Annotated in this window: 20 protein-coding genes and 1 pseudogene; 3 read left to right on the top strand and 18 right to left on the bottom strand. The window is 40.0% G+C overall.

The window, feature by feature from the left end:
• Positions 1 to 6: 6 nt before the first annotated feature.
• Together gshAB and KJS37_RS05675 are read right to left on the bottom strand one after the other, a co-directional pair.
• Positions 7 to 2,268, bottom strand: a complete 2,262-nt coding sequence (gene gshAB, locus KJS37_RS05680) for a bifunctional glutamate--cysteine ligase GshA/glutathione synthetase GshB (RefSeq protein ID WP_213496298.1) — start codon at positions 2,266 to 2,268, stop codon at positions 7 to 9.
• Positions 2,269 to 2,378: 110 nt separating this feature from the next.
• A complete protein-coding gene (locus KJS37_RS05675; RefSeq protein ID WP_213496297.1) occupies positions 2,379 to 2,825 on the bottom strand; it encodes an SACOL1771 family peroxiredoxin in 447 nt (148 codons plus the stop codon).
• Positions 2,826 to 2,968: 143 nt separating this feature from the next.
• Between KJS37_RS05675 and KJS37_RS05670 the strand changes: the two genes are divergently transcribed.
• Both KJS37_RS05670 and KJS37_RS05665 read left to right on the top strand, forming a co-directional pair.
• Positions 2,969 to 3,817, top strand: a complete 849-nt coding sequence (locus KJS37_RS05670; RefSeq protein WP_213496295.1) for a transporter substrate-binding domain-containing protein — start codon at positions 2,969 to 2,971, stop codon at positions 3,815 to 3,817.
• Positions 3,804 to 5,279 carry an amidase family protein gene (locus KJS37_RS05665; protein ID WP_213496293.1) on the top strand — a complete coding sequence of 492 codons (1,476 nt, stop codon included), beginning with the start codon at positions 3,804 to 3,806 and terminating at the stop codon, positions 5,277 to 5,279. Before KJS37_RS05670 ends, KJS37_RS05665 begins: the two co-directional genes overlap by 14 nt.
• A 36-nt stretch (positions 5,280 to 5,315) precedes the next feature.
• Here the strand turns inward: KJS37_RS05665 and KJS37_RS05660 are convergent, their stop codons facing one another.
• The 8 genes from KJS37_RS05660 to KJS37_RS05625 all read right to left on the bottom strand — a co-directional run bounded on the left by KJS37_RS05660 (position 5,316) and on the right by KJS37_RS05625 (position 11,426).
• Complete coding sequence (locus tag KJS37_RS05660) at positions 5,316 to 5,735, bottom strand: N-acetyltransferase (protein ID WP_213496291.1); 420 nt, start codon at positions 5,733 to 5,735, stop codon at positions 5,316 to 5,318.
• 100 nt (positions 5,736 to 5,835) lie between these two features.
• Positions 5,836 to 6,411: a TMEM175 family protein gene (locus tag KJS37_RS05655; RefSeq protein WP_213496288.1), complete on the bottom strand. Its 576-nt coding sequence runs from the start codon at positions 6,409 to 6,411 to the stop codon at positions 5,836 to 5,838.
• Between the two features lie 46 nt (positions 6,412 to 6,457).
• Entirely contained in the window at positions 6,458 to 6,655 is a 198-nt protein-coding gene (locus tag KJS37_RS05650; protein WP_017369312.1) for a DUF4649 family protein, read from the bottom strand.
• Complete coding sequence (locus tag KJS37_RS05645; RefSeq protein ID WP_213496286.1) at positions 6,645 to 7,541, bottom strand: VOC family protein; 897 nt, start codon at positions 7,539 to 7,541, stop codon at positions 6,645 to 6,647. The genes KJS37_RS05650 and KJS37_RS05645 overlap by 11 nt, the downstream gene beginning before the upstream one ends.
• 285 nt (positions 7,542 to 7,826) lie before the next feature.
• A complete protein-coding gene (locus tag KJS37_RS05640; protein WP_244851357.1) occupies positions 7,827 to 8,612 on the bottom strand; it encodes a BadF/BadG/BcrA/BcrD ATPase family protein in 786 nt (261 codons plus the stop codon).
• Between the two features lie 9 nt (positions 8,613 to 8,621).
• Positions 8,622 to 9,710 (bottom strand): DUF871 domain-containing protein, encoded by a 1,089-nt coding sequence (locus tag KJS37_RS05635; protein ID WP_213496284.1) that lies wholly within the window; start codon positions 9,708 to 9,710, stop codon positions 8,622 to 8,624.
• Between the two features lie 18 nt (positions 9,711 to 9,728).
• Complete coding sequence (locus tag KJS37_RS05630) at positions 9,729 to 10,064, bottom strand: hypothetical protein (RefSeq protein WP_213496282.1); 336 nt, start codon at positions 10,062 to 10,064, stop codon at positions 9,729 to 9,731.
• 54 nt (positions 10,065 to 10,118) lie between these two features.
• On the bottom strand, positions 10,119 to 11,426 hold the full coding sequence (locus KJS37_RS05625) for a PTS sugar transporter subunit IIC (protein WP_165714063.1): 1,308 nt from the start codon (positions 11,424 to 11,426) through the stop codon (positions 10,119 to 10,121).
• Positions 11,427 to 12,134: 708 nt separating this feature from the next.
• On the opposite strand from KJS37_RS05625, the gene KJS37_RS05620 reads away from it, so the two are divergent.
• Entirely contained in the window at positions 12,135 to 13,295 is a 1,161-nt protein-coding gene (locus tag KJS37_RS05620; protein ID WP_213496280.1) for a hypothetical protein, read from the top strand.
• An 88-nt stretch (positions 13,296 to 13,383) separates the two neighbouring features.
• On the opposite strand, the gene KJS37_RS05615 is transcribed toward KJS37_RS05620, so the two are convergent.
• From KJS37_RS05615 to KJS37_RS05580, 8 genes and pseudogenes are all read right to left on the bottom strand, one after another.
• The gene (locus tag KJS37_RS05615) at positions 13,384 to 13,719 is read right to left on the bottom strand and encodes a DsrE family protein (RefSeq protein ID WP_213496278.1); all 336 of its coding nucleotides are present in this window, start codon (positions 13,717 to 13,719) and stop codon (positions 13,384 to 13,386) included.
• Positions 13,720 to 13,733: 14 nt separating this feature from the next.
• The gene (locus tag KJS37_RS05610) at positions 13,734 to 15,935 is read right to left on the bottom strand and encodes an ATP-binding cassette domain-containing protein (RefSeq protein WP_213496276.1); all 2,202 of its coding nucleotides are present in this window, start codon (positions 15,933 to 15,935) and stop codon (positions 13,734 to 13,736) included.
• Positions 15,936 to 16,258: 323 nt separating this feature from the next.
• Positions 16,259 to 16,933, bottom strand: coding sequence for a 5' nucleotidase, NT5C type (locus KJS37_RS05605; protein WP_017369307.1), 675 nt, complete (start codon positions 16,931 to 16,933; stop codon positions 16,259 to 16,261).
• Positions 16,934 to 17,087: 154 nt separating this feature from the next.
• A pseudogene (locus KJS37_RS05600) lies at positions 17,088 to 17,784 on the bottom strand (glycoside hydrolase family 73 protein).
• 169 nt (positions 17,785 to 17,953) lie between these two features.
• Complete coding sequence (locus KJS37_RS05595; RefSeq protein ID WP_213496273.1) at positions 17,954 to 20,209, bottom strand: hypothetical protein; 2,256 nt, start codon at positions 20,207 to 20,209, stop codon at positions 17,954 to 17,956.
• Positions 20,210 to 20,280: 71 nt separating this feature from the next.
• On the bottom strand, positions 20,281 to 20,910 hold the full coding sequence (locus tag KJS37_RS05590; RefSeq protein WP_213496271.1) for a hypothetical protein: 630 nt from the start codon (positions 20,908 to 20,910) through the stop codon (positions 20,281 to 20,283).
• Positions 20,911 to 21,040: 130 nt separating this feature from the next.
• Positions 21,041 to 21,811 carry a WxL domain-containing protein gene (locus KJS37_RS05585; RefSeq protein WP_213496269.1) on the bottom strand — a complete coding sequence of 257 codons (771 nt, stop codon included), beginning with the start codon at positions 21,809 to 21,811 and terminating at the stop codon, positions 21,041 to 21,043.
• Positions 21,812 to 21,852: 41 nt separating this feature from the next.
• Positions 21,853 to 22,635: a WxL domain-containing protein gene (locus KJS37_RS05580; protein WP_213496267.1), complete on the bottom strand. Its 783-nt coding sequence runs from the start codon at positions 22,633 to 22,635 to the stop codon at positions 21,853 to 21,855.
• Positions 22,636 to 22,645 lie beyond the last annotated feature (10 nt).

Genomic DNA, 22,645 nt, shown 5'->3' with positions numbered 1-22,645 from the left:
GATTTATTAGATAAATATTTCTGGAAATAGGAAGCACAGAACATCCATGGTAACTCGACGGCCTTTTCCCTTAAGAGGATAAAGATGGAAAAGCATAGCAGGATTAAAGTTAGCTTCAATAATACTGTACTTTTCACCCGACATATCATTGTAGTCTTCAATCAATATATCCACTCCAGTAATCTTGACTTGCAGAGCTTCGGCAGCTTTTTCAGCAATGTTCTTATAGATTTCAGGCATCTCATCCGTGACATCGATAGAGTCTCCACCTGTCGACACATTAGAATTTTCTCGGAGGTTTACCTTTACGTCTTTTTCAGGTATACTCTGTTCCGTATAACCTTGGACGTCCAGCATAAGTTTTTCGGTGGCAGTAATCTGGATTTTTTCCAAGGGGAAACGATGATCCTGACCGCGTAACGGACTCTCATTTTTCTGTGCAACTAGTTGGCTGATCGTGGACACTCCATCACCGATAACATGTGCGGCATCGCGGCGAAGAACAGCCCTCGTCTTGCCATCCAGCACAAAGAAACGGTATTCGGTACCAGAAACAAATCGTTCAACAAGAACTTCTTTATCTTCTTGGAAAGCAATTTCTAGCGCTTTATAAAACTGTTCTTGAGTCGCAGGTTGCTTAAATATAGAAATTCCTAAGCCATAATTTGTTGATTTAGGTTTGACAACTATTGAAGTCGTTTCAAATAGCGGAAAGGCTGCTTGCGCAGTTTCTAAATCGCTAAATTCCTGCCCTTGCGGGGTTTTTAAATGTGCCCGACCGAGCAGCTTTTTCGTGACCACTTTATTTTCCATAATGGCATAAGCGACCATGGAATCTTTCGAAGTCATATTCCCTTTTTCGATAATTTCTGTATGAGATTTATAACTTAAAGCAATCATCTGGTCTTGTGCATCTAAAACTTCAACTTTTAAGCCTTTTTGAATAGCATCAAAAAGTAAATTTTGCGTCGAAAGTTCCAGATGAGTGAAACCTGCCAACTGAAATGGACGTTTATAGGATTGTTGACGGTACTGGCGAGACAAGTCCAAGGCAAATGTTTTGTTTTGACGGTAAGCCAACTCCATCTGTCCAGCTATTGTTGTTTCAGGCTTTTCCAACATTTGAGCAAATTTATCAATCAGCGCCAAATCATCTTTGGAAAAGTCTAAGTTTTGGGCGAAAGTACGCATCTGAGCGAAAAAGACCTTGCCTTCATTAAAATAAGCTGTTTTTTCTAAAGAGTTTTCTAAAGCAACTGCATCATTTATTTCATAACCTAATCGCTGAGCAGCCTCTGGTGCCCCTTCTTCCTCTTTGTATATCAGATAAAGAGCAAAAAGGTGAATAAATCGAGCGGTATCCTCATCCATCCCTACACGCACAAAGGGATTCAAGTCAAAATTGCGAAATTCAACATACTGAACACCGACGTCAAGCAACTCTTCTGCACGCTTTCCACCACGTAAGCGTACAGCAGAATAAAATTCCTTCATTTCAGAAAGCGCCCCTGTTTTAACATAAGTATGCAAGTCTTCATAATATTGTTCGAGATTTCGATAACTTACAAAAATATCAGACGTGTTCCGATAACCAAATTTTGAATTTCTAATAGAACGTACTGGTTCCTTTGGCTTTTCTGATTTATCAGTGAAAAAGCCAGCATTAGCTCGCGGAGAACCTCCTAAACAATAAGTAATGAGCCACATATAACGCAAATATTGCCGTGAGAGTTTCATGTAAATTTCAGACTTGAAAGTTTGAAAGTCTACCATTTGCTGTTGCTTCCACATTGCTTGCAGCAAATCCTTGCCAAACTCAAAGTTATAGTGGATGCCTGACACCATTTGCTTTCTTTTGCCATATTTTTCTGCTAATCCTTCACGATAAAGGACATCTTCTTTTTTTTCTAGATTGGCAAGACGGATATCTGACTCGTTTTCCGGTAGAGCAGGGGGCATGGATTGGGACCAGAGAAGTTCTCCTTGCTCAAGAGAGCGAATCATCACATCATGAAGTGCTTCCATAAATTGCAAAGCATGTTTTGACTCTTCAAAAACAGGCGTAATAGCTTCCAGCTGTGTTTCTGAAAAATCTGTTTGAAGATAGGGGTGGAAATTTCGGGAACCAAGAGCTGGTGGATGATTTAATCCACTTAAATGTCCCACCGAATCAACACGGTGTCCTTCTCTTTCTAAACCAAAACGTGCTTGAAAAAGATAAGGTCTTACTTGTGAGCTTGAGAGTATTTTATAATAAGCAATCGTCATTTTTATTTCCAGATTTCTATTTTTTCTCGAATTGATTTTTTTGAAACTTTTACTGCTATTATATCACGTAAGTACTTACCCCTCATCAAAATAAAAATGGGACTTTGTATTTATTCTACTTTTTCCTTTTCTAACTGGATGTTAGCCTTAATCTGAACATTACCTTGTAATGCTCTAGAAATCATACAAGAACTTTCAGCATATTGAGCCAGACGATAAGCCTTATCGTAATCTGCATGCTCATCTATTTTCAAATATAGGTTATGTATAATCTTTTCGTAGGTAAAAACTCCTTTTTCAATATTCACTGTAGCTTCAGATTCAACCTTAAAATCAAGCACTGTAATTTCATTGCGTTCAAGTAAAGCTGCCAATGTAATCGTATAGCAAGTACTCGCGGCGCCTAAAAGCATTTCATCTGGATTAGTTCCCACACCTGGACCATCCATCACAGATGGAATCGAAATTTCCTCTTGTAAAGCGCCTGTCTCCAGTTTTCCGACATCATTACGTCCACCTTGCCAATTAATTTGCGATGTAAAGATATGTTTTACCATTTTCTCTCTCCTCTATCTTATTCTGTTGCTCTTTTTGATCATACCAAAAATTTGTAAACATAAAAAGCTTCTGAATTTTTAAAATTTGCTAAAATAAAAATATACAGAAAGGAAGGGTTTGCAAAAACCCATATTATATATAAATGAATAAAAAATTAGTTTTAGGTCTAGCCTTATTTTCTCTCACTTCTTTTGGGGTTTTGACCGCTTGCAGCAAAAAAGAAAACGTTAAGCCTGAGCCTAAAGAAATTATCGTAGCTACAAATGCGAACTCAAAACCGAATACCTACATGGAAGACGATAAGTTGACTGGTTACGATGTTGAGCTTGCACGTGCTGTTTTCAAAGAGCTCCCTGAGTATAAATTAAAATTTCAAGTGATTGATTTTAATTCCGTACTTTCTGGTATTGATAATGGACGTTTCCAAATGGCCGCAAATGCTCTTTCTTGGACACCCGAGCGTTCAGAAAAATACAACTACTCACTTCCTCTATCCAAGTCCGCAACATCAGTAGCAGTTAAACCTGACTTGCAAGTCAAATCATTAAATGATTTAGCGGGTAAAACAACCGAGGTTCTATCTGGTGTGCAAGTTGCAACAATGCTTGAAAACTGGAACAAGGAAAACCCTGATAAAGCAATGAATTTAAAGTACATGGATGCCAGCTATCCGTTGACATCTTATGTTGCTGATGTCGACTCAGGCAAGAGTGACTTTGTGATTTACGATCAAATTTCACTTACACAAATCATCCAACAACACGCTTATGACTTAAAGGTCGAGCCGATTGATTTAGGCGAGACAGATAAACACACAGGATTTAGCTATTTCATTTTTGGTAAGGAAAAAGAAGACAAAGATCTCCAACAAAAAGTCGACAAGGCCTTGGTAAAACTTCAAAAGAATGGCACAATGACAAAGCTTTCTGAAAAATACCTCGGTGGCGATTTCACTCCTAGAGAGGAAGATATGAAAGATGGTAAAGATTAAAGACGCTACATATTGGGCAGAAAAAGTACGTTCTGGCCAGATCAGTAATGCTGAATTACTCAAAAATACTCAAAAAAAACTTGAAGAACTCAACCCACAATACAATGCTATCGTTACTTACGACATGAATCAGGCTCAATCTGATCTCCCAAAAACACAGCACGGGTATTTCGCAGGTATCCCTTTCCCCTTAAAAATGTTAGGGCAAGATCATACAGGCCTTCCGTCAACTTCGAGTTCAAAATTGTTTGAGGACAGCATTGCCCACTCCGACGATAACTTTGTTAGAGCCGCTCTTGAAGCTGGTTTAACGCCTTTTGGACAAACAAATTCTCCCGAATTTGGTTTTAAAAACATTACGGACTCAGCTCTTTATGGGGACACACGTAATGTTTGGAATACCGCTTATTACTCTGGCGGGTCTTCTGGTGGTGCTGCTTCTGCTGTAGCGTCTGGTATCTTTCCCATGGCTGGCGCCTCTGACGGTGGCGGCTCTATACGTATTCCTGCTTCTTTTTCAGGTCTTATTGGTTTAAAAATGACCCGAGGTCTTATGCCACAGGGCCCAGGAAACTACCGAGGTTGGCAGGGCGCAGCAACTACAGGAGCTCTGACTGTTTCCGTGCGTGATACCGCAAGTTTTGTGGCCGAAATGCAACTTAAACAAGAAGCCGATCCCTATCAAACAGAGTTATTAGATAAGAAGACACTGCATCATCTCGCGGAACCAGACAAAGCTTTAAACATTGCTTATTCCTTTGAATCACCGGTATCTGGAATAACGCTTTCGGAGACTTCTAAGGCCGCCCTTCAAAAAGCCGTGGATTTTCTCAAAGCTCAAGGTCATCAACTGACAGAGGTTGCTTTTCCTTTTGATGCACGCCCTTTGATTCAAACATATTATCAAATGAATGCTGCTGAAACATATGCTATGCTTAAGCCTTGGGAAATTGCTAATGACCGCAAGATAATTAACAGTGATGTAGAGCCACTAACCTATGCCTTGTTAGAAGCTGGTCGCAATGCAGATGCTGCTTCTTATATTCAAGCTTTGAATCAGTGGGACAGCGCTTGTGCCACATTGGATGAAGAAATTTTTAAAAATTTTGACCTCTTCTTAACGCCGACAACAGCCAAAACAGCGCCCAAAATTGACGAAGAACTCATCCATCCTAATATTACGGAAAAAATGAAACACATGGAGTTATATGACTTCTCAGAGCAAATCGAAACAATAGAGCAAGCATTTGAAAATTCCTTAGCTTTCACACCTTACAACTTTATCAGTAACCTCACCGGACAGCCTGCCTTGTCACTTCCAATCTACTTGGAAGAGGAGACACATTTACCACAAGGCATCCAACTCTGGGGCAAGAAAAACTCGGAAGTATTGCTGCTCAGTTTAGCTTTACAATTTGAAAATAATAACCAGTTCATCTTACCTGAGTTTTATAACAACTGATTGAAAATAAAAAAAGAACCAAAATATGGTTCTTTTTTATTTCCAAGTCATTAAAAACTCTTTTTCATTATTATCTTCATCTAATCCTTCAGACACTATTTTAAAACCTTCTCTTTGATAGAAACGAAGAGCGCCTTCATTTTTCTGGTAAACTTTTAAAGAGAGTGTTGGACTTGAAGCTTTGATATACTCTAAAAGTGCTTTACCTATACCTTTAGACTGCTTACTGTTGCTCACAAAAATACCTGCAATATATTGGTCAATCAAACCAACAAAAGCAATAATCTTTTGGTTTTCTTCGTAAACATATATGTCAGCATCTTTCATGGCTTCTTCAACAGCTGCAGCTTGCTTCAACCAGTACTCACGCTTGATGAACCGATGATTAGCAATATTAACTCTCAGCCACAGCTCTACAACTTTTTGTAAATCTTCAGGATTCATTTTTCTGATCATGCTTTTTCTCCCTATATTTCATCTTAACACAATTTATTTATCTTTCAATAAAAAAAGTGGCTCAATGCTGTGTTTGGTCACTTTTTTGGCGATAGATGGTTTAATTTTTATTAACATAATTTTCAATCTGCTTATCTGGAATTATCCAGGGAATCATACTCAAAATTGTTGCTACTAAAGAAATCTGAGCCACAGGCAATAAAGCTGTCAGCAAAATACCCACCATTAAAATGAGGATAGAAAAGCCGCCTTTCCAAACCCAATGCATGTCTTTTAGTTTATAATTTCGTGATTTAAAAATTTCATAGCTTAAGATATTGAAAATAATATCAATCAATAAGTTATTTACAGCATAAACAATCTCTGGCGTTTTTGATCCTGAAAATTCAGACAGCCAGTTTGTGGTAAAGGGAATAAAACTCATAAAAAATAGGAGTACGACATTCCACCACAGAATTCTTCCTGAAACACGTTCAGCCAGATGGAAAAGGTGATGATGATTGTTCCAATAGATTGCCAAGAGGTAAAAACTTGCAAGATAGGTTAAGAAAATAAATCCCATATCAAATAAATCCGTCCAATTTGGGCCTTTAGGAATACGCAAATTTAAGACCATTACGGTAATTAAGATGGCAACAATACCATCTGTAAATGCAGATAAACGTCCACTTGTCATTTTGTTTCTCCGTGTATTGTTATCGCCAAGTAGGCGGGCGCTTTTATTATTTGCTCAATTCAAAATAGAGCGCAGCAATATTTCCATCAAATTCACGGTTTTGACCATCAATTTCGAGTTCTAGCACCTTAGCTGAGTCTTCTAAGGCGGGAATTTCACGATTTTGGAGGAGAACAAACTCTTCTACATTAGCGAATTCTTTATTTTCTTGACGACCGTTAAGATGTTGTACTTTAATTTTCATGATTTACTTCTTTCTTTTTTTCAAATTGAACGCCTTGCTTTTGATAGTAACGCAAGAGTTCTTGACGTTTTGCTTCATACCGTGGCGGTAAAGCTAAATTGCTTCCTAAATCTTGGATTGATTCATCCAGAGTAAAACCTGGAGTTAGAGTCGCAAACTCAATTCTTACACCTCCTGGCTCTTTAAGATACACCGATCGAAAATAACCACGATCCGCATATAATTCTCTCTCATATCCTAAGGTTAGCGCTTTTTCCCAAATCTGGTCAAGCACTTTACTGTTAGATACTGCAAAAGCGATATGGTCGATAGAACCTCTCCCCCACACTCGTTTCTTCTTTGAAGATGTTGCGGGCAGAAGCATAATTCCTTCCTGAGAGCCCGTCATCTCTTGGAAAAAAAGGCGGGTCTGTTCAAGATTTGAGCTGTAGAGACGACTCCCCCATAGCCCTGTAATCTGGTAGGCAGGAGGTATATCTGATAACACATTAATGTGGACATCTTCGTTTTGCTCTTCTACTTCGATAAATTCAAGTAAAATATTGTCGAAATCAAAAACCTGTAAAGTATTGTCTGTGTGTTGATATTCTAAGCCGAACTTTTTAAAACGTTGCGCCCAGTATTCAGTAGAATTCTTAGGAATTTTGAATTGGATACCTGACAAATAGCCCATCCCATCTTGCCGTTCTACATCAAAGCGCTGATCTGGGAAAAAGGTCACTACAGTCCCAGGTGTCCCCATAAAATCACCATAATACACATGGCGCATATAGATATTACCTTGATTAATAGAATTTTTAACTAGACGCAAACCTAAAATATCCACATAAAAATGAAAATTCTGCTCAAAATCAGCTGTAAGTAGAGATATATGATGTAGTTCCATCTGCCCGCCTCCTATGTTTACAATTGTAAACCTATCTTTTTGATATGTCAAGAATAAATGTTGAGAAGAACGTATAATAAAAACACCTGAGAATATTTCTCAAGATGTTTAAAAAAAGTGCAAAGAATATGGCGAACCAATAGCTGTCTGCTGTCTTTATTTTCAAACCCCATTCTTTCATAATTCATTCAAAGCCAAGAAAAATGCACCTTGCGTCGAGGATACTTCCTCAGTTATGATAAGGACCGTTGGCATAAATTTCTTCACTTCCTGTATGAATGTTGTTTACACTTGAGGTATTTTCAAAAGAACAGAACCCTTCAGCGCAATACTACTATCCTTGGGTTGGCCTAACTTGATATAGTTATTAATCGTCATCTGTGCCAAAAATTGCCCTGCTTCTTTCAAGATACTTTGAGCTGTATCATTTTGCTTATTCGCTTCTGCAACAACAAGCAACGTAAGTGCAGCAATCTCCTTCTTTGTCGCGCTATAGACAAAGCGTTTTATAGCAACTGGATCAGGAAGTTGGAGATGATCGAGTATAACTTGTGAAAGTTGTGATAAAGATTTTCCCTGATCTTCGTCGTTTGCCATTTTTTCAATAGCGCGAAGAGCAATCCAATAGCCCGAACCACGATCAGCTCCAATCAGATGACCCCAACCACCAGTCATTACTTGCTTTTCTCCCCTGTGACCAAAACTGACAGCACCTGTGCCAGCGATTGTCAAAATACCATCACCATTGGGGAAATATGCTGCATGCGCGATACGTGCATCAGTCTCTATCCTGATAGGAACACCAAAGGATGATAAGGCTTTTTGGAGCTCTGTGCTATATTTTCCTGAACCTATTCCAGCAACGCCTAAAGAAAGAGCAACCAACTCTGCCTTGGGCAATGCCTCCAAACAACTTTCGATAGCTTCCTGGATGTGCCGACAAGCTGCTTCAAAATCAATTAATACATTTCCAAAAGAAGAGTATGCTTTTGATAAAGCAGTCCCATCTCTATCGTAAGCTACAGCTTCTGTTTTTGTCCCACCGGCATCCACACCGATAATAATTTTCATGTCTTTCAATCATCCTTTAACTTCGAACTGAAAATTTTCCCAAGGTTGTAAATAATCCAAAAGGAAGATTTCTTCTTCCCGGATTCGGGCGACTACATTTGTTTTACCTGAATTTTTCATGTCCTTAAGTGCTATGTTCAACTCTCCTTTATATTGACCATATGCTTCGTTCTCAATGATAATATCACCACGCTTAATATCTCGTGTGTTTCCTTTAGGAAAGGCTTCAGACTTGTATTTCACCCGTGATTGCGTTGAGCGGATCATATACTCAGAGATGTCGCCACGGTAAAAGTGAGGCTCTTCTGCCACAATAATACGCTCCAACTCTGTAATTGCTTCGTCAAGCACAATCCCAAAAGTCATCATCTGACGGTTAAGAGCAGCAAGTTTCTGCATTTCCGCTTCAGACGCATAAGCATTACCAATAATAATATCGTCAATCAGACCTGTAGCTGCCAAATGCTGTGCCTGAACTTCGATGGGTAAATCACGATGCAATTCTAGAGTTGCCAAGCCTTCCATTACAGGCCAAGGACCATAAGTTGCGTCTTGAGAGTTAACAAAGGCAGCCGTCTGAATATAGTTTTCCTTATACATCTTTGAGCATTTAATGAAGAACTCATAAGAAAGCCCTGAGAAACGCTTGGGATAAAAGTTATGGCAGCCGACTAAAAGATCGCGATTGGGTACATGACTTAAAATATTTTCCATATATTTTGTCGCATTAGACATATTGATTTCGATTTTGAGCCCATACGGATTATAAGTCATCAGGGCTTCTTCTTTACCTGTGAAGCCCACATCCAAACGAATTCCATGTGCGCCCATCTCTGCAAAAAATGATAAATCATCATATGAGATTCCCAAATCATCAAAAATACGCGGTGAAATATCAACCGTCACTTCAAAATTTTTGCTTCTAGCATAACTTACCGTTTCCTTGAAATTCTGTAAAATTTCTTCCTTTTCGCCATTGACAGACAATAAACAGGTAAAGATACGGCTAAAACCATATTTATGGGCAAGGTCGATATAAGCCTTGTCTTGCTCAAGTGTACTATGTTCTGGATAAATCGAGATTCCTAAACGTTTCATATGTTCTTCCTTTTAAAATTAATTCAAACTGTTCACTTCGTGAATATCTTTGCTGTTATATGTATTTACATTTTTCTTGTTATAGATAGCCATAGCGCGTTCAATCCCATGACGTGTCATTTCAAAGAAAACCATAGCAGCAAATACTGCAAAAATAATAAGCGGGATTTTCAAAAGAGCCAAGAAACTTGGGAGCAGTAAAATCCCTATAGCTAGAGCAAACATGCTCATAATTCCCCAAAACCAACGACTTCTCAAATATTTATTTTTGAAGCTTTCTGCTTTGATAGAGAAATGACGTGCACAAAGGATAACTATTACTGTAGCGACAAAAAAGAGAATCGAATATAACATAAGTCTATACACTTTCTATATGTGAACTTTTATTTAAATAAAGAGCGTTTAAATCTACACGCCTTCAGCTTCAGCTGCTGCTTTCTTTTCTTCTTCGAGCATTTGCTTGTCATACATTTTTACAAATGGATAATAGATTAAGCCAGCAATAATGAGGTTAACTAAAACGAGAATAATTGCACGCCAGTCATTACCTGTTGCCATATAAGCACCGATTGGAGCAGGTAAAGTCCACGGCACATTGGCCACAAAACCATTTACCAGTCCTAATCTGACAGCACTGTAAGAAATAATCGTTAAGATGATTGGGTTTAGAACAAACGGAATCGTAAATACCGGGTTCATCATCAAAGGCATACCGAAGATTAAAGGTTCGTTGATATTAAATAACCCTGGTACAAAGGTCAGTTTTGCCATCTCTCTCAAATATTTGGCACGACAAGTGAAGAGGAGGAAAACAAGAACTAATGTTACACCCGCACCACCCATTGTGACAAACCATTGATAAAATTGTTCTGGTGCGACATAAGGAAGTTGTGTTAATGGTGTTCCATCAGCCATAGCAGCCATATTTGCATCAAGCATCATGAGCCACATCGGACGGACAATGGAGCCGATAATATTCATTCCATGAACACCAGCCGCCCAAAGTAAATGGATAAAGATCATAGGCAATAGAGCACCGAACATATTATTGCCCATCAAATCAGCAATTGGATTGAAAATACTCATGATAAAGGCATTAATATCAAAGTTGAGCATTACACGTATAATCCAGAGAAAGACAATAATAAATCCTCCTGGTAATAATGCTCCAAATGAGCGCCCAACAGCTGGTGGTACACCATCAGGCATTTTGATAGTAATCTCACGCTTGATAAAGAAACGATAAATCTCAACAGCGAAAATCATTGTCAGAATTGCAGAGAACATCCCTGCACCACCTAAATATTGCATAGGAAGGACCCAACCAATAGCAGCTTCACCTGCTTCGGTCAGTACAGTATCGACATTTAAAGGGATTGTTAAAGTCAAAAAGGCTGCTAATGAAAGAACTCCACCTGTAACACCATCTAAATCATAAGACTTAGCCAAAGAGTCCCCCATGGCAAAAGAGGCATAGATTGCCATCAAGCCCATTGTGATTCGGAAAGGAATCGTCAAGTTGGCTGTATGTGGCGCTAACCATTCCGCTACAGCAGGAATCGGGAAATTGGCAAAAACCATGATGAAAGAGCCAATAAGAATAAGGGAGAGTGTGGAAATAACCCCGTTACGTATGGCAACCATATGGCGTTGCATACCGATTTTGGTCATAGGTGGCATTAATCTTGTTTCAATCCACTTGAGAAATTTTTGCATGTTTACTCCTTTAAGTAAATTTTATTTCATATTAACTGTAAATACAGATAATAGTGATCACAGGGTTAAAAATAACGTTGCATGTCTCAAAGCTCAACAGCTTATCTATCAAATATCTTTGCACATACGCCTCCAATAGAACTATATTTCTTTGAATGCCCTTTCATTATACATTAATTGAAATTATATTTTAATTAATAACCAATGTTACATTTATGTTAGAGGTGGGTAACTTATCAAATAAAAAAGCTTTAATACGCCATTAAAGCTTTCTCTAGTGTATTATTTATCTAAAAACAAGTAACTTACTGCCACTGATAAAGCAATGATGATGACATCATAGACAAGTCAACCAATGGTCATCTTTCTATGTTTCTGCTCCAACTTTTCGATTCTGGCTTTTAATTCTTCTGTTTCCATCGATTGTCGATTCTATTTTGACAATTGAAAGAAAGGATCACTTTCTTTCAAAGAGTGTTTTCCCGCTGTTAAGTCGTATTGAATCACTTCTCCCCCCTCCTACTACGTCTATTTTACGTTATGAGGTAAATCATAACATATTGCTTTTACTTCCTATTCAAGCCCTGTAAAAACACCTTGTGAAAAAACCAACAAATCCTTGCATCTTAATTTTTTTATGTTAAAATTAAGATACCAAAACTTGAAAACGATTTCAAAAACGCGAATTTATTATTTAGGAGAAACTGAATGAAAACCACTAAATTAGCTTCAATCGTCACTTTGTCAGCAGCTTCAATCTTCTTACTTGCCGCTTGTAGCAACAACAGTGAATCATCAAACAGCAACAAGGATGCAAAAACTGAACAGTCTGCCAGCAGTAAAGCTGCCGATGCCTTCACTGGAGCAACTGCTGGAGCAAGCAGTTTTGAAGATTTACAAAAAGGACTGTCTAAAAACGGTTCATGGTTAGCAGCCATTACACAAGATATGGATGCTACAGGTAAAACTTTGACTGTCGAAGGTATTTACGCAAGTAAAAATCAGATTGCACGTAAATTTGCAGCTTACGCCCAAGATGACAGTCACACTGTGACTGACCGTTACACGTTGACCATAGATAAAGTTGAAGTAAAATCACCAGGTTTCAAACTTTCTAATGGTACAATCAAAGGTGATGTAGCTGTTTTCGCTCCTGGGTTTGGTGCGCAAAACGGACCAGGTGTTGATGGTAAAGCAACAATTGACGGTAACTTAACTTTTGCAAGTCAAGATCTCATGGATGCTTATAATAAACTTCCTGAAGACCAGAGACCAAAAGTAACGGGTGAAACTAAGGTTGAAGAAGGTGAAGTGATTAAATTCCCTATTGGTGCTATCACTATTGGTAAGCACGGTGAAGTCACTCACGAATTTGAAGGTAACGGACCTGATACTGAAACTGGTGCAACAACTGGTACAGATGCAGCGGACGTTTTAGCTTCAGGTTTAAGCGCTAAAGGTGCATGGTTAGTATCTGGTAACTCAAACATTGACGCAGCGGACAAAGATATCACTGTTGATGGTATCTTTATGAATGAAAGCGGCCAAATCCAGCGTACATTGGCATTAATTGCACAAAATGACACGCGTCAAGTAACTGATTCATTTACTTTGAGTGTTAAACGATTAATCATTAAATCACCCGGCTTCGACCTTGAAGGAGGTAACATTAAAGGTGATGTGTATGTTGCAGAAAACGCATCAATCAAAGCTCGCGATATGAAAGGTACTGATGGCAAGACAATTCCTTCTGAAATCAACGGTAATCTTTACTTCGCAACACAAGAACAACTGGATGCATACAAGGAATTGGAAACTGTTAACCAATTTAAAGTTTCGGGTGATGTAGCTGTAAAAACGGCTGAGTAATAAAAATTTAAGCTATCCTTCATAGCCAAATAAAAAACCATCCCGTATGTAGGGATGGTTTTGAGCTATTTTGGGAAGATAAAATGTCTTAAGGTTTAACATAAGCAAAACCAGAGTTCTGTTTTTGAACGAGTTCTACAATACCAGCGGGTACGACTGTACAGCCTTCCTGCAGCATTCCTTCTTTATAGCCTCTCATGTTTAAAGAATTTTGGCAAACTGCAACTTTGACACCTGCTTTTAAAACTTCCTCAAGCTGTACTGGTGAAGCTTTGAGCACCATTTCTACTGCTTCTCCATTCACTAAAATCTCAATCTTGCCTGGTTCTTTATTCTGAATTAGCCATTCTTTAAGATTCTTTACATTGGAGAGGAGTGTGTTCCATTTGTGGTTTTCATCGATATGCAGAATAACTTTTAACATCTTTAGATCTCCTATTAGATATAATGAGCAGTAAGCGAGGCTGTACAATCTTGTAGTCCTGCTGGTGGTCCTGCGTAAATCACTTTCCCACCAGCTGAACCACCTTCTGGACCGATATCGATAATCCAGTCCGCCTGACGAATGATATCTAGCTGATGTTCAATCACAACCAAGGTATTTCCTTGCTCAACAAAATGATTCATAATCTTCATCAGACGGTTAATATCAGACAGGTGCAGACCTGTTGAGGGTTCATCGAGGATAAAAAGATTGCCCTTTTGATAAAACTCATTAGCTAACTTCAAACGCTGACGCTCTCCACCAGATAAAGTGCTCGTTGGCTGCCCCAGAGTCAGGTAGCCAAGCCCTACTTCTTCCATAGCTTTTACTTTTTTCTTAATCGCAGGAACAGACTTGAAAAAGTCCAATGCTTCTTCTATCGTTAAGTCCAGAACTTCAGTAATATCTTTCCCTTGATACTTAAAGGCAAGAGCTTCAGTCTTGTAACGTTTCCCTTGACAAAGTTCACAGGTTTGTTTCACTGTTTCCATGAATGCCAAGTTTGACTCGATGTAGCCCCTACCTTCGCAAGCAGGGCACGCGCCCTCGGAGTTATAGCTGAAAAGACTTGGCTTAACTTCATTCACTTTAGCAAAAGCTTTTCTGATATTATCCATAATACCTATAAAAGTCGCTGGATTAGAACGGCTATTGGCAGCTAAGCTTGCTTGTGTCACCATGATTGATTCTGGATAAGCAGCTCTTAAAGAATACTCTACAAGTGTTGATTTTCCTGAACCAGCTACACCGGTCAAAACGGTGAGAAGGCCTTGGGGGATCTCAAGGTGCTGATTTTTAAGGTTATTGATGCTTGAAACTTCTCCATGATAAAAGTGAGCCGGCTGTCTTGGTTCATCATTAATGGCTGTCATCTGGGAAAGATGTTTCCCCGTTAAACAATCAGACTGAAGGAGCTGTTCATAACTTCCTTCAAACATGATTTCACCGCCATGGACACCAGCTGCAGGCCCAACTTCTATCACCCAATCCGCAATTTTGATGACATCTGGATCATGCTCAATAATGAGAACTGTATTCCCTTTGTCTCGCAACTTTGTAAAGATGCTATTAATTCGAGCCACATCTCTCGGATGCAGACCCACAGATGGTTCATCAAAAATATAGAGCATATCCGATAGTGCATTATTTAAATGCTTCACTAATTTTACACGCTGAGATTCTCCACCAGATAAAGTCGTCGTTTCTCGATCAAGGCTGAGATAGCCTAGCCCGAGTTCAATCAGGTGATCAATTTGTTGTTTGAGGTGTTCGGTTCCCTCGAGTGATGTCAAAACATCACTTAAATCTGTCAGTTCCATACTCATCAAATCCGCAAAGCTATATCCAGACCAACGCACTGCTAGCGCTTCTTGGTTTAAACGTTTGCCTTGGCAGACTGGACAAACTGCTTCATGCGTGTAAGTCGCAAGTGTCTTTTGAGCACCAGCAGACAAATCTCCTTCTTTTTGCAAGAAGCTACGATTAAACTTGTCAACAATACCTTCGTAGGTAAGATTGTATTCCCCCATTTTTATCTTGCCGACTTCTTTACCGTGGTATAAACGCTCCAACTCTTCTTCTGTATAGTCTTTCAGTAATTTTTCACCATCAAAAAGACCATTGTCCACATACATTTTGATGATTTTTTGATAAGGTTTAAAAAGAACTGCACCATTATTAAGTGAACGTGCTTTATCAATAAAAAGCTCCATTTTTAATTCTAATTTTTTACCAATTCCCTGACATTCTGGACACATACCGGCCGGAAGGTTAAAAGAAAAATGATCTACCCCAAGTTGTGGGCTTCCTCCACCCGCAAAAAGTTGACGGATGACTGGTGCAATATCTGTGATTGTCGCAAGAGTAGAGCGGGCATTGCCCCCTAAAGTTTTTTGGTCAATGACGATGGAGGCAGGAAGATTTTCAATCCGCTCTACATCTGGCCGTTCATACTTGGGCAGAAACTGTCGAACAAATGCCGGCAAGGTTTCATTTAAGAGGCGTTGTGACTCATCGGCAAGTGTATCAAAAACAAGGCTGGATTTCCCAGAGCCTGAAACGCCAGTAAAGACAGTAATCTTCTTTTTGGGGATTTCGAGCGATACATTTTTTAAATTATTGACTTTATCCGCAATGACACGAATCGTATCAGGCATTGTTTTCTCCTTTTTCATAAGTCTATAGACAAGGGGCTTCGAAATATAAAGCCCTACTTTTCGAGCTTTGCTTAATTGCTATTTTATCATTTTTTAGTTCTATTTATCTTACTTTCAAAGCTTCCGCTCTCCAATCTATTTTTGCTACAAGTATCTGGGACGAGATGTATTTTGAAAAGAGAATCCCCCTTTAACTCAACAAAATAAAATAGCCTGACACACACTAGTAGAACACTTTATGTTTATTTTTGGCAAAATGAATCATATAAAAATCACGCAAATTTTCAACATACAGCAGCTTTTATTTTATCGATTTTATGCTGTTATTCAAGCCCTACTTTATAGCGGTAATCATAATCTGTAGCTCCACGATTGTAAGGCGCTGAGACAAGTACAGCTTTCGTACGCACCTTATGGTTTTTAATCGCTGCAATGGTTTCTGGCTTGTCATCATAGAACCAATCAATATCCAATCCGATAATTAACGGCAGTTTCTCTTCAGTAAAATAAATTTTGTCATAATAAATCCCAAAACGATTGAGCGATTCAATTGTTTCTTTCGCATAAGACACATGGCGGGCTGTAATAAGTACTATCTCTGCTCCATTCAAATGTTCCTCTGCTAAATCTTCCACCATCTTACGATTGGGGGTACTTTCTCTAATAATTTTTCGTTGAATGTCTTCATCCATTGTTGCATAGTAGATTAAGTCATAATCAATAGCTTCCATCGTTTCAATATTTAAGCTTGTCCCTAACTTTTGATTAGTATATTCAATGGCTTTTTTCATAGAAAAGATTACACCATCCAGGTCATAACCCATCACTTTACGACGTGGAAGATAGCGCACTTGACCAGTTTCATCACGTAAAAACTGCATGGTAACATTTACTCCCTCAATCTCTTCACCCGACAACTGGTGCTGCGGTGCCAGCTTGGACTCCTCCACAAGTAATGCAAGCAGTTCTTCTTTGGGCAAGTCATATTTTTCAATCATATTCACTCCTTTTTATATCTGAGTCTGTTTCTATTATAAATCTAGTATAACAAAAATATAATTTCTCACGCAGGAATACCCGGGAATACTTGGATTAAAACGCGCTCTCTACTTAAGAAGTTATCTTATAATTTAGCTATTTTTGAGTTTTATTCTAAATTTTGTCATATTCAAATAAACCATAATTTTCAATGATTTCAAGAAGTCTTTCAGTATAAGCAGGATCAGTGGCATAGCCAGATAGCTGGACTGCGTGTGCGGCTTCTTTATAATCTTGAGCTGCAAGCACAAGAGCATACTGATTAGGGTTCCATGTTGTTCCTTCAGTAAAGAGATAAGCGTGTCCTTCTACCGACTGCTTCCAATCTTCATAGACACGGAAGGGTTCACGTACTGTAGTCCATGCATTATTTTCAAACTCCTTGGTTTCCAAGAAAACTTTCGGTACGTCACCGTAAGCTTTTATCCCAAAGAGATTATGGTACTTGGCAGCGAGTCCGCTTCGCCCAAAGTCGCTTTCTAAAGCAGCTTGACCTAGCGTTAGAGAAGCAAGGATACCGTATTTTTGTTGGGTCTCTTGAGCATAAGGAACAATAGTTCGGATAAAATCATATTCTCTATTGGTTTCCACTTGTACTGCAAGTTCTGTCGCATCACGATGATCCGCTGGATGAAGAGTGGTGAATGCCAAAAGATCTAATATTACAAATAAGATAGTCAAAACTTGTACAATAAATCGCAAGAGTGTTCTGGACTTGGTGGAGAGAACTCGACGTTTTTGTTGGTATGTCATAAAACTAGTATAACAAAAAAGTTACTTTTTGCTTACGAAATTGAAATTCTAGTTTCAATTAAGTGTTTTTGTATCTTAAGAATCCTCCTCATTATATTTCGTTATTTCTTCCTTTCAATTTAAATTCCCCATGCTCACCTCTCCTCTCAAAAAATGTTTTGTTTAATACTCGCAATCTCAATGAGACAAAATAAAAACAGAGGATATTTTTAAACCCCTGTTCTGTTCTACTGTATACCTGGACCATCATTGATAGAATATCTAAAAGTTCCAGCATGTGCTTGACCCAGTTGTAGATTGTTCCGTGCTTGAAGCTGCGCTCCTCTATTCTCCGCAAAATTAATTTCGTAAAAGGCGCCAGCACCTGTCATATCTACAAAATTCGGCAGGTTAGCATCATCTGTAATAGAGATGACGGGACGTGCAACATTTAACTCAAGTTTATCGTCCCTGTTTCCCTCGAAATCTACCCAGCTAAAATTCAACGACTGAGGAAAGAGGCTTTCAATCAAGGCCACTGTGATATGAAAGTTAGGGTTTTGTCCTCTATCATCACCGACGACCAACTGACTGCTTTCATCTTTTTCCAGCCAGTCGCTAAAACTTCCATCAAAAGGCAAACTTGCCAGATCAATGCTGTAGGTCGAGTCCATGTTGGACAAGTCCGGCTGCATGAAAAATCCTGTTGGCTTAAAGAAAGAGATAAAAGCAGATTCTCTCAAAGCCGTGAAGTGAAGCTCCGTTAAAGCATTAGGAGATAAGGTTGAAGCTTGATTGGGAGGAGTACTGGTCAAGTTAGTCAGAACTCCTGAATTAGCACGCAACCAATGGTCTGTAGCTGTGGGATCTAAATTTCTACGATTAAACCTAATCGTATCAAAAGTCCCGTCCCAAATATCATCAAAGAGCGCTCCCTGTCTAGAGATATGAGTTCTGAGGCCATCCCCAACACCTATAATTTCCGGGCGAGGCCCTGCACCATCTGGATCAAAATTAACACCTTCTCTTAAAATATGAATAGGAAAATTTTGAACCTCTCTAGCAATAACAGGTTGATTAACATTAGTATTCCGGGAGTTCAAAGTAAAGGAGCGGACATCGTTTAAGACAATGTTAGAGCCCGCAGGTGGTGAACCCGCAATGATGGCATTAGTAGCAATCTGCGTGTCACTTGGACTATTAATAATAAACTCACTATCTGGTCCAAAGTTCCAACGTACAGGAGCGTGAAATCCTCCCATACCGGCCCCAAGACCTGTGCCTAAACCACCTCCTGAACGGGCGAGATTGATAGGAAGCGGAATAGCATGGGAGACAAATTTTGCCCCACGCCCCATCGTCCAGTCCCACTGCTGATAGGCTGCAAACTGAAACCATGTGTTCCCTCCCCGCATCCCAGGTGCCCCACGCCCCGTATTATTGGTTCCATGAATGATAAACTCCGCTCCGTCTTCAAACTGCCAATTCATACCAATTTGATTGGCAGAAGCTCGGCTCCAATACATGGCATAGGACGCATTCATATTGAAAGTCAGCTTAGCATTTTCACGGAGAATCAAATTATGCGTAGTCCCAGATACATGCTCCAAGAAGAAAGGTTGATCACGTCCCCAGGAATAATTAAGTGTGGTGTGTCCATCCAAAACCTCTACATGCCCGCTACCTTCAATAAATTCTCCATGATTGTCTGTACCTGAATTACTCGAGGCTGTACTTGTCGCTTCTCGGACAGTAAAGATATTGTTTCCTGAAAACTGAACCTGAGCACGCTGACTATAGATTGGAGTCGCATTATTATTGGCTACGGCATTACTATAGTTGACATCTTTGTATACGAAGGTTGGTCTAACATTAGCACCGCGGGCTTGGAATATCCCTCCCGTGATAGAATTCTGCACAATTGCATTAGCCAAAGTCATGCGAGTGCTTTCCGTGATGACTGTACTGCTATTTCCAGCAGCTCCAGTAACACCCTGAACTCCTGCAAACCAGCCACGCCTCCGCGTATTACCTGTAGCATCTCCCCGTCCGCCTATACCACTTGTGGGCGTTGTATCATTATCAAAATAAAGGGTATGACCATTACCATTGATATAGAGAGAGCGCCCTTCCCGAATTGTGTCTTGGTTTTGAGAAGGAGAGGCTGTGCCATTTCCTATAATATTCGACCAAACAGCATCCCCCATTATGGTACCTGTAACTTCAAAGCGGATAGTACCTGCATTGCTCCCAGAAGCAAAGTTGGGCATGGCCCATGGGAATTGATGTGTTTCATCAGGAGCCATCAGTAAAGCTGAAGCCAAATAAGTATCCATCATGTCTCGCCAGCTGTTCGTTTGAAAGGTAACCTGAGGTCGCCCTAATTCATCTTGCCCCAGCACACCATGAGTCAAAACAGCTGCCTTTGCGGATTGGGCTGAAACTATAAGTCCAAAAGTTAAAGCTGAAAGTGTAAACAGTTTTGCTACTGAGCTTTTGGACATAGTACAATATGTTAGAAAGCTTTTTATATATTTATTCATAAATCTAAATCCCTAATAAAGACGAGAACTCTTTAAAGTCCAGATACAATCGTTGTGATAATAGTAGCCTCATACTCCTCTTCTGGTACAATCTGCCCGAGTCGCGAGCCATCGACGACCAGCTCAGCTCGAAGTGTTCCCGAAGTTAAGAAACCATTAGCATTTGGCAAGCCTGTCAATACGCGAGCCTCTATGGGACCATATTCTGGTTGAGGCTCCCCTGGATTCAGCAACCCATAAGCAACCGAATTTGTCGCATTAGTCATCGAGGCAGGTCCTCCTGTGACACTAAGATTAATGGCACGCACCGGTAAGATACGCGGCTCAGTCTCACCATCTACAGTTGTAGTAAAATGTGAATATTTCTGATTCACATGGAAACCCGTGGCAGTTCCTGTGATGTTTAGAATTTCAAAAGCATCAGGTGCCTTCGCTTCAAAAAGTAAATCTGCAATAAGTTCATCGTGGAAAGTTACTCTACCAAAGTCAAGATCTGGTGTTTTGAGTAGGCGCAGGCGTTCATTTTCAGGTACTGAAACGCTGACATCAACATTTGCCTTGCCATCTACTTGTGTCTCTGGGTCTAACTCTGCAGCGGCTGTACAATCCGCTATGAGCGCCAACAGAAAAACAGCTGAACCTATAAATATTTTTTTGAACATTCACTTCTCCTGCTTGAATTTTTAAAATCTCCTATTGAGAAAAAGATTAAAACACGTCTCTCTTTTAATCTTTTTCCCAATAGCACCAAGAAACGGTATCTACTATTTCTTGATATCTATTGTGTATTTCTTATACTGGTGGTGTGTCAGAGAGAGTCCATGTAATCGTTGATGTGTAAAGGGCTTCACGAGCTGTACCACCTGGAACCATCAAGCGAACGGATGAGCTCGCATGCCCAGCAGCATCCACTGCTGTTCCTGCATCTGTCGTCCCGAAACGCAAAAGACTTGTTCCTGCTCCATTTCCCGCTGTCGCCCAAAGTGCATTCTGTGCCACACCTGGGGTAAATGTATGAGTCGCTGTATGCCCATCAGCTTGGTTTGGAGAGACAGATACGATTGTTCCATTGTGCCAACTCATCTGAGCTCCCGTAAGTACCTCTCCATAGTGATCCGAACCGTCATCCCTCACTTCAAACTGTGATGCTGTAACTTGTAGCGTCCAACCTGTAAATAAACCACGGTTGTCTGTGACCTGAACAAAGTTTGGACGATATCCTTCTGTTGTTGGTTGAAGTCGAGCATTAATCGTTTGATTGGTTGCTGAGATTGGATTGGACTGACCAAAGTAAAAGTTAGAGGCAAAGTCAATCGAGAGTGGCCCGGGTGTTCCTGGTCCTACTGGAAGATCCGGATCTATTGGTTCTTCTGGATCTATTGGCTCAGATGGATCTTCGGGATCGACCGGGTGTGTTGGGTCTGTTGGTACTTCAAAACCAACCGCACCCCACCCTGGGAAATTTGCTACCGGATCCGCTTCTACTGTTGCTGGCGGTGCAAGTGCACCTACTGCGATGAGCGCCAAGACTGACGCTGACATAAACTTAATTTGTTTTTTCATAGTACTTTCCTTTCTTTAAAGATGAATCATTTTTTATATTTTTAGTTTCCAGGTATCTCTGAAATTATCCAAGTAAATATTGCTTGGTAAGTATAGTTTTGACGGTTTCTGCCGTCTGGTACAAAGAGTTGAGCATCTGGATTAAGATAGCCAGTAGCTTGCTCTCCGCTAGGGCTTTTCAGATCCTTTTCTACTAGGCTGGTTCCCCAGCGAATCGTCGTTGTTCCTGTACCACTGCCTGGAGCGGCTTGTGCAACTATTTCTACTGGCCCAGCACCTTTATCGGAAATCGTTGGGGCTCTGGGCTGATTTTCTAAATGAGCGCCAATGACCACTGGATTTTTGAGGAATATTCCGCTTCCACGAATTGGCTGCTTATTTTCATCATAAAACTGGGTCGTTTTTTGTAATTTCAAGGTCCAACCTTCAGCCGTTCCCCTCTGGTCTGTAACTTGAACAAAGTTTGGAGTAACTATGGGTTGACCACGTGCATCACGTAGATGCTGAGGGCGTGCATAGTAGACAGGTGTATCTCTAAATACTTTACCCGTCTCAAAGTCAAATTCTGAAGCAAAGTCGATGGTAAGACCACTTCCTGTCCCTTGTCGTTCTTGTGCTTGCGGAACGTCTGGAAGTGGTGTAATTGGCTGCCTGACTTGATCTCCCGGACCAGGATGTATGGGACGTATCAAGCTCGTACCTCGCCGAAAACCAATGCCTCCATCTGCTTGCCGCAAATCTTCTGCTCGAGCTAAAGGAGGTGTAAATGGCTGTGCTAGCGCGAGTGAAAGAAGACCAATTTTCAATGATTTCTTGACCTTCATTTTTTGCTCC

This window comes from Lactococcus formosensis (assembly GCF_018403745.1).
GTDB lineage: Bacteria > Bacillota > Bacilli > Lactobacillales > Streptococcaceae > Lactococcus > Lactococcus formosensis.
Note: the sequence above shows the minus strand (reverse complement) of the source record. Positions and strands in the feature narration are given on the sequence as shown.

Coding starts and splice junctions, on each gene's coding strand:
- gshAB (WP_213496298.1), bottom strand. CDS start 2,268: ATGACGATTGCTTATTATAAAATACTCTCAAGCTCACAAGTAAGACCT.
- KJS37_RS05675 (WP_213496297.1), bottom strand. CDS start 2,825: ATGGTAAAACATATCTTTACATCGCAAATTAATTGGCAAGGTGGACGT.
- KJS37_RS05670 (WP_213496295.1), top strand. CDS start 2,969: ATGAATAAAAAATTAGTTTTAGGTCTAGCCTTATTTTCTCTCACTTCT.
- KJS37_RS05665 (WP_213496293.1), top strand. CDS start 3,804: ATGGTAAAGATTAAAGACGCTACATATTGGGCAGAAAAAGTACGTTCT.
- KJS37_RS05660 (WP_213496291.1), bottom strand. CDS start 5,735: ATGATCAGAAAAATGAATCCTGAAGATTTACAAAAAGTTGTAGAGCTG.
- KJS37_RS05655 (WP_213496288.1), bottom strand. CDS start 6,411: ATGACAAGTGGACGTTTATCTGCATTTACAGATGGTATTGTTGCCATC.
- KJS37_RS05650 (WP_017369312.1), bottom strand. CDS start 6,655: ATGAAAATTAAAGTACAACATCTTAACGGTCGTCAAGAAAATAAAGAA.
- KJS37_RS05645 (WP_213496286.1), bottom strand. CDS start 7,541: ATGGAACTACATCATATATCTCTACTTACAGCTGATTTTGAGCAGAAT.
- KJS37_RS05640 (WP_244851357.1), bottom strand. CDS start 8,612: ATGAAAATTATTATCGGTGTGGATGCCGGTGGGACAAAAACAGAAGCT.
- KJS37_RS05635 (WP_213496284.1), bottom strand. CDS start 9,710: ATGAAACGTTTAGGAATCTCGATTTATCCAGAACATAGTACACTTGAG.
- KJS37_RS05630 (WP_213496282.1), bottom strand. CDS start 10,064: ATGTTATATTCGATTCTCTTTTTTGTCGCTACAGTAATAGTTATCCTT.
- KJS37_RS05625 (WP_165714063.1), bottom strand. CDS start 11,426: ATGCAAAAATTTCTCAAGTGGATTGAAACAAGATTAATGCCACCTATG.
- KJS37_RS05620 (WP_213496280.1), top strand. CDS start 12,135: ATGAAAACCACTAAATTAGCTTCAATCGTCACTTTGTCAGCAGCTTCA.
- KJS37_RS05615 (WP_213496278.1), bottom strand. CDS start 13,719: ATGTTAAAAGTTATTCTGCATATCGATGAAAACCACAAATGGAACACA.
- KJS37_RS05610 (WP_213496276.1), bottom strand. CDS start 15,935: ATGCCTGATACGATTCGTGTCATTGCGGATAAAGTCAATAATTTAAAA.
- KJS37_RS05605 (WP_017369307.1), bottom strand. CDS start 16,933: ATGATTGAAAAATATGACTTGCCCAAAGAAGAACTGCTTGCATTACTT.
- KJS37_RS05595 (WP_213496273.1), bottom strand. CDS start 20,209: ATGTCCAAAAGCTCAGTAGCAAAACTGTTTACACTTTCAGCTTTAACT.
- KJS37_RS05590 (WP_213496271.1), bottom strand. CDS start 20,910: ATGTTCAAAAAAATATTTATAGGTTCAGCTGTTTTTCTGTTGGCGCTC.
- KJS37_RS05585 (WP_213496269.1), bottom strand. CDS start 21,811: ATGAAAAAACAAATTAAGTTTATGTCAGCGTCAGTCTTGGCGCTCATC.
- KJS37_RS05580 (WP_213496267.1), bottom strand. CDS start 22,635: ATGAAGGTCAAGAAATCATTGAAAATTGGTCTTCTTTCACTCGCGCTA.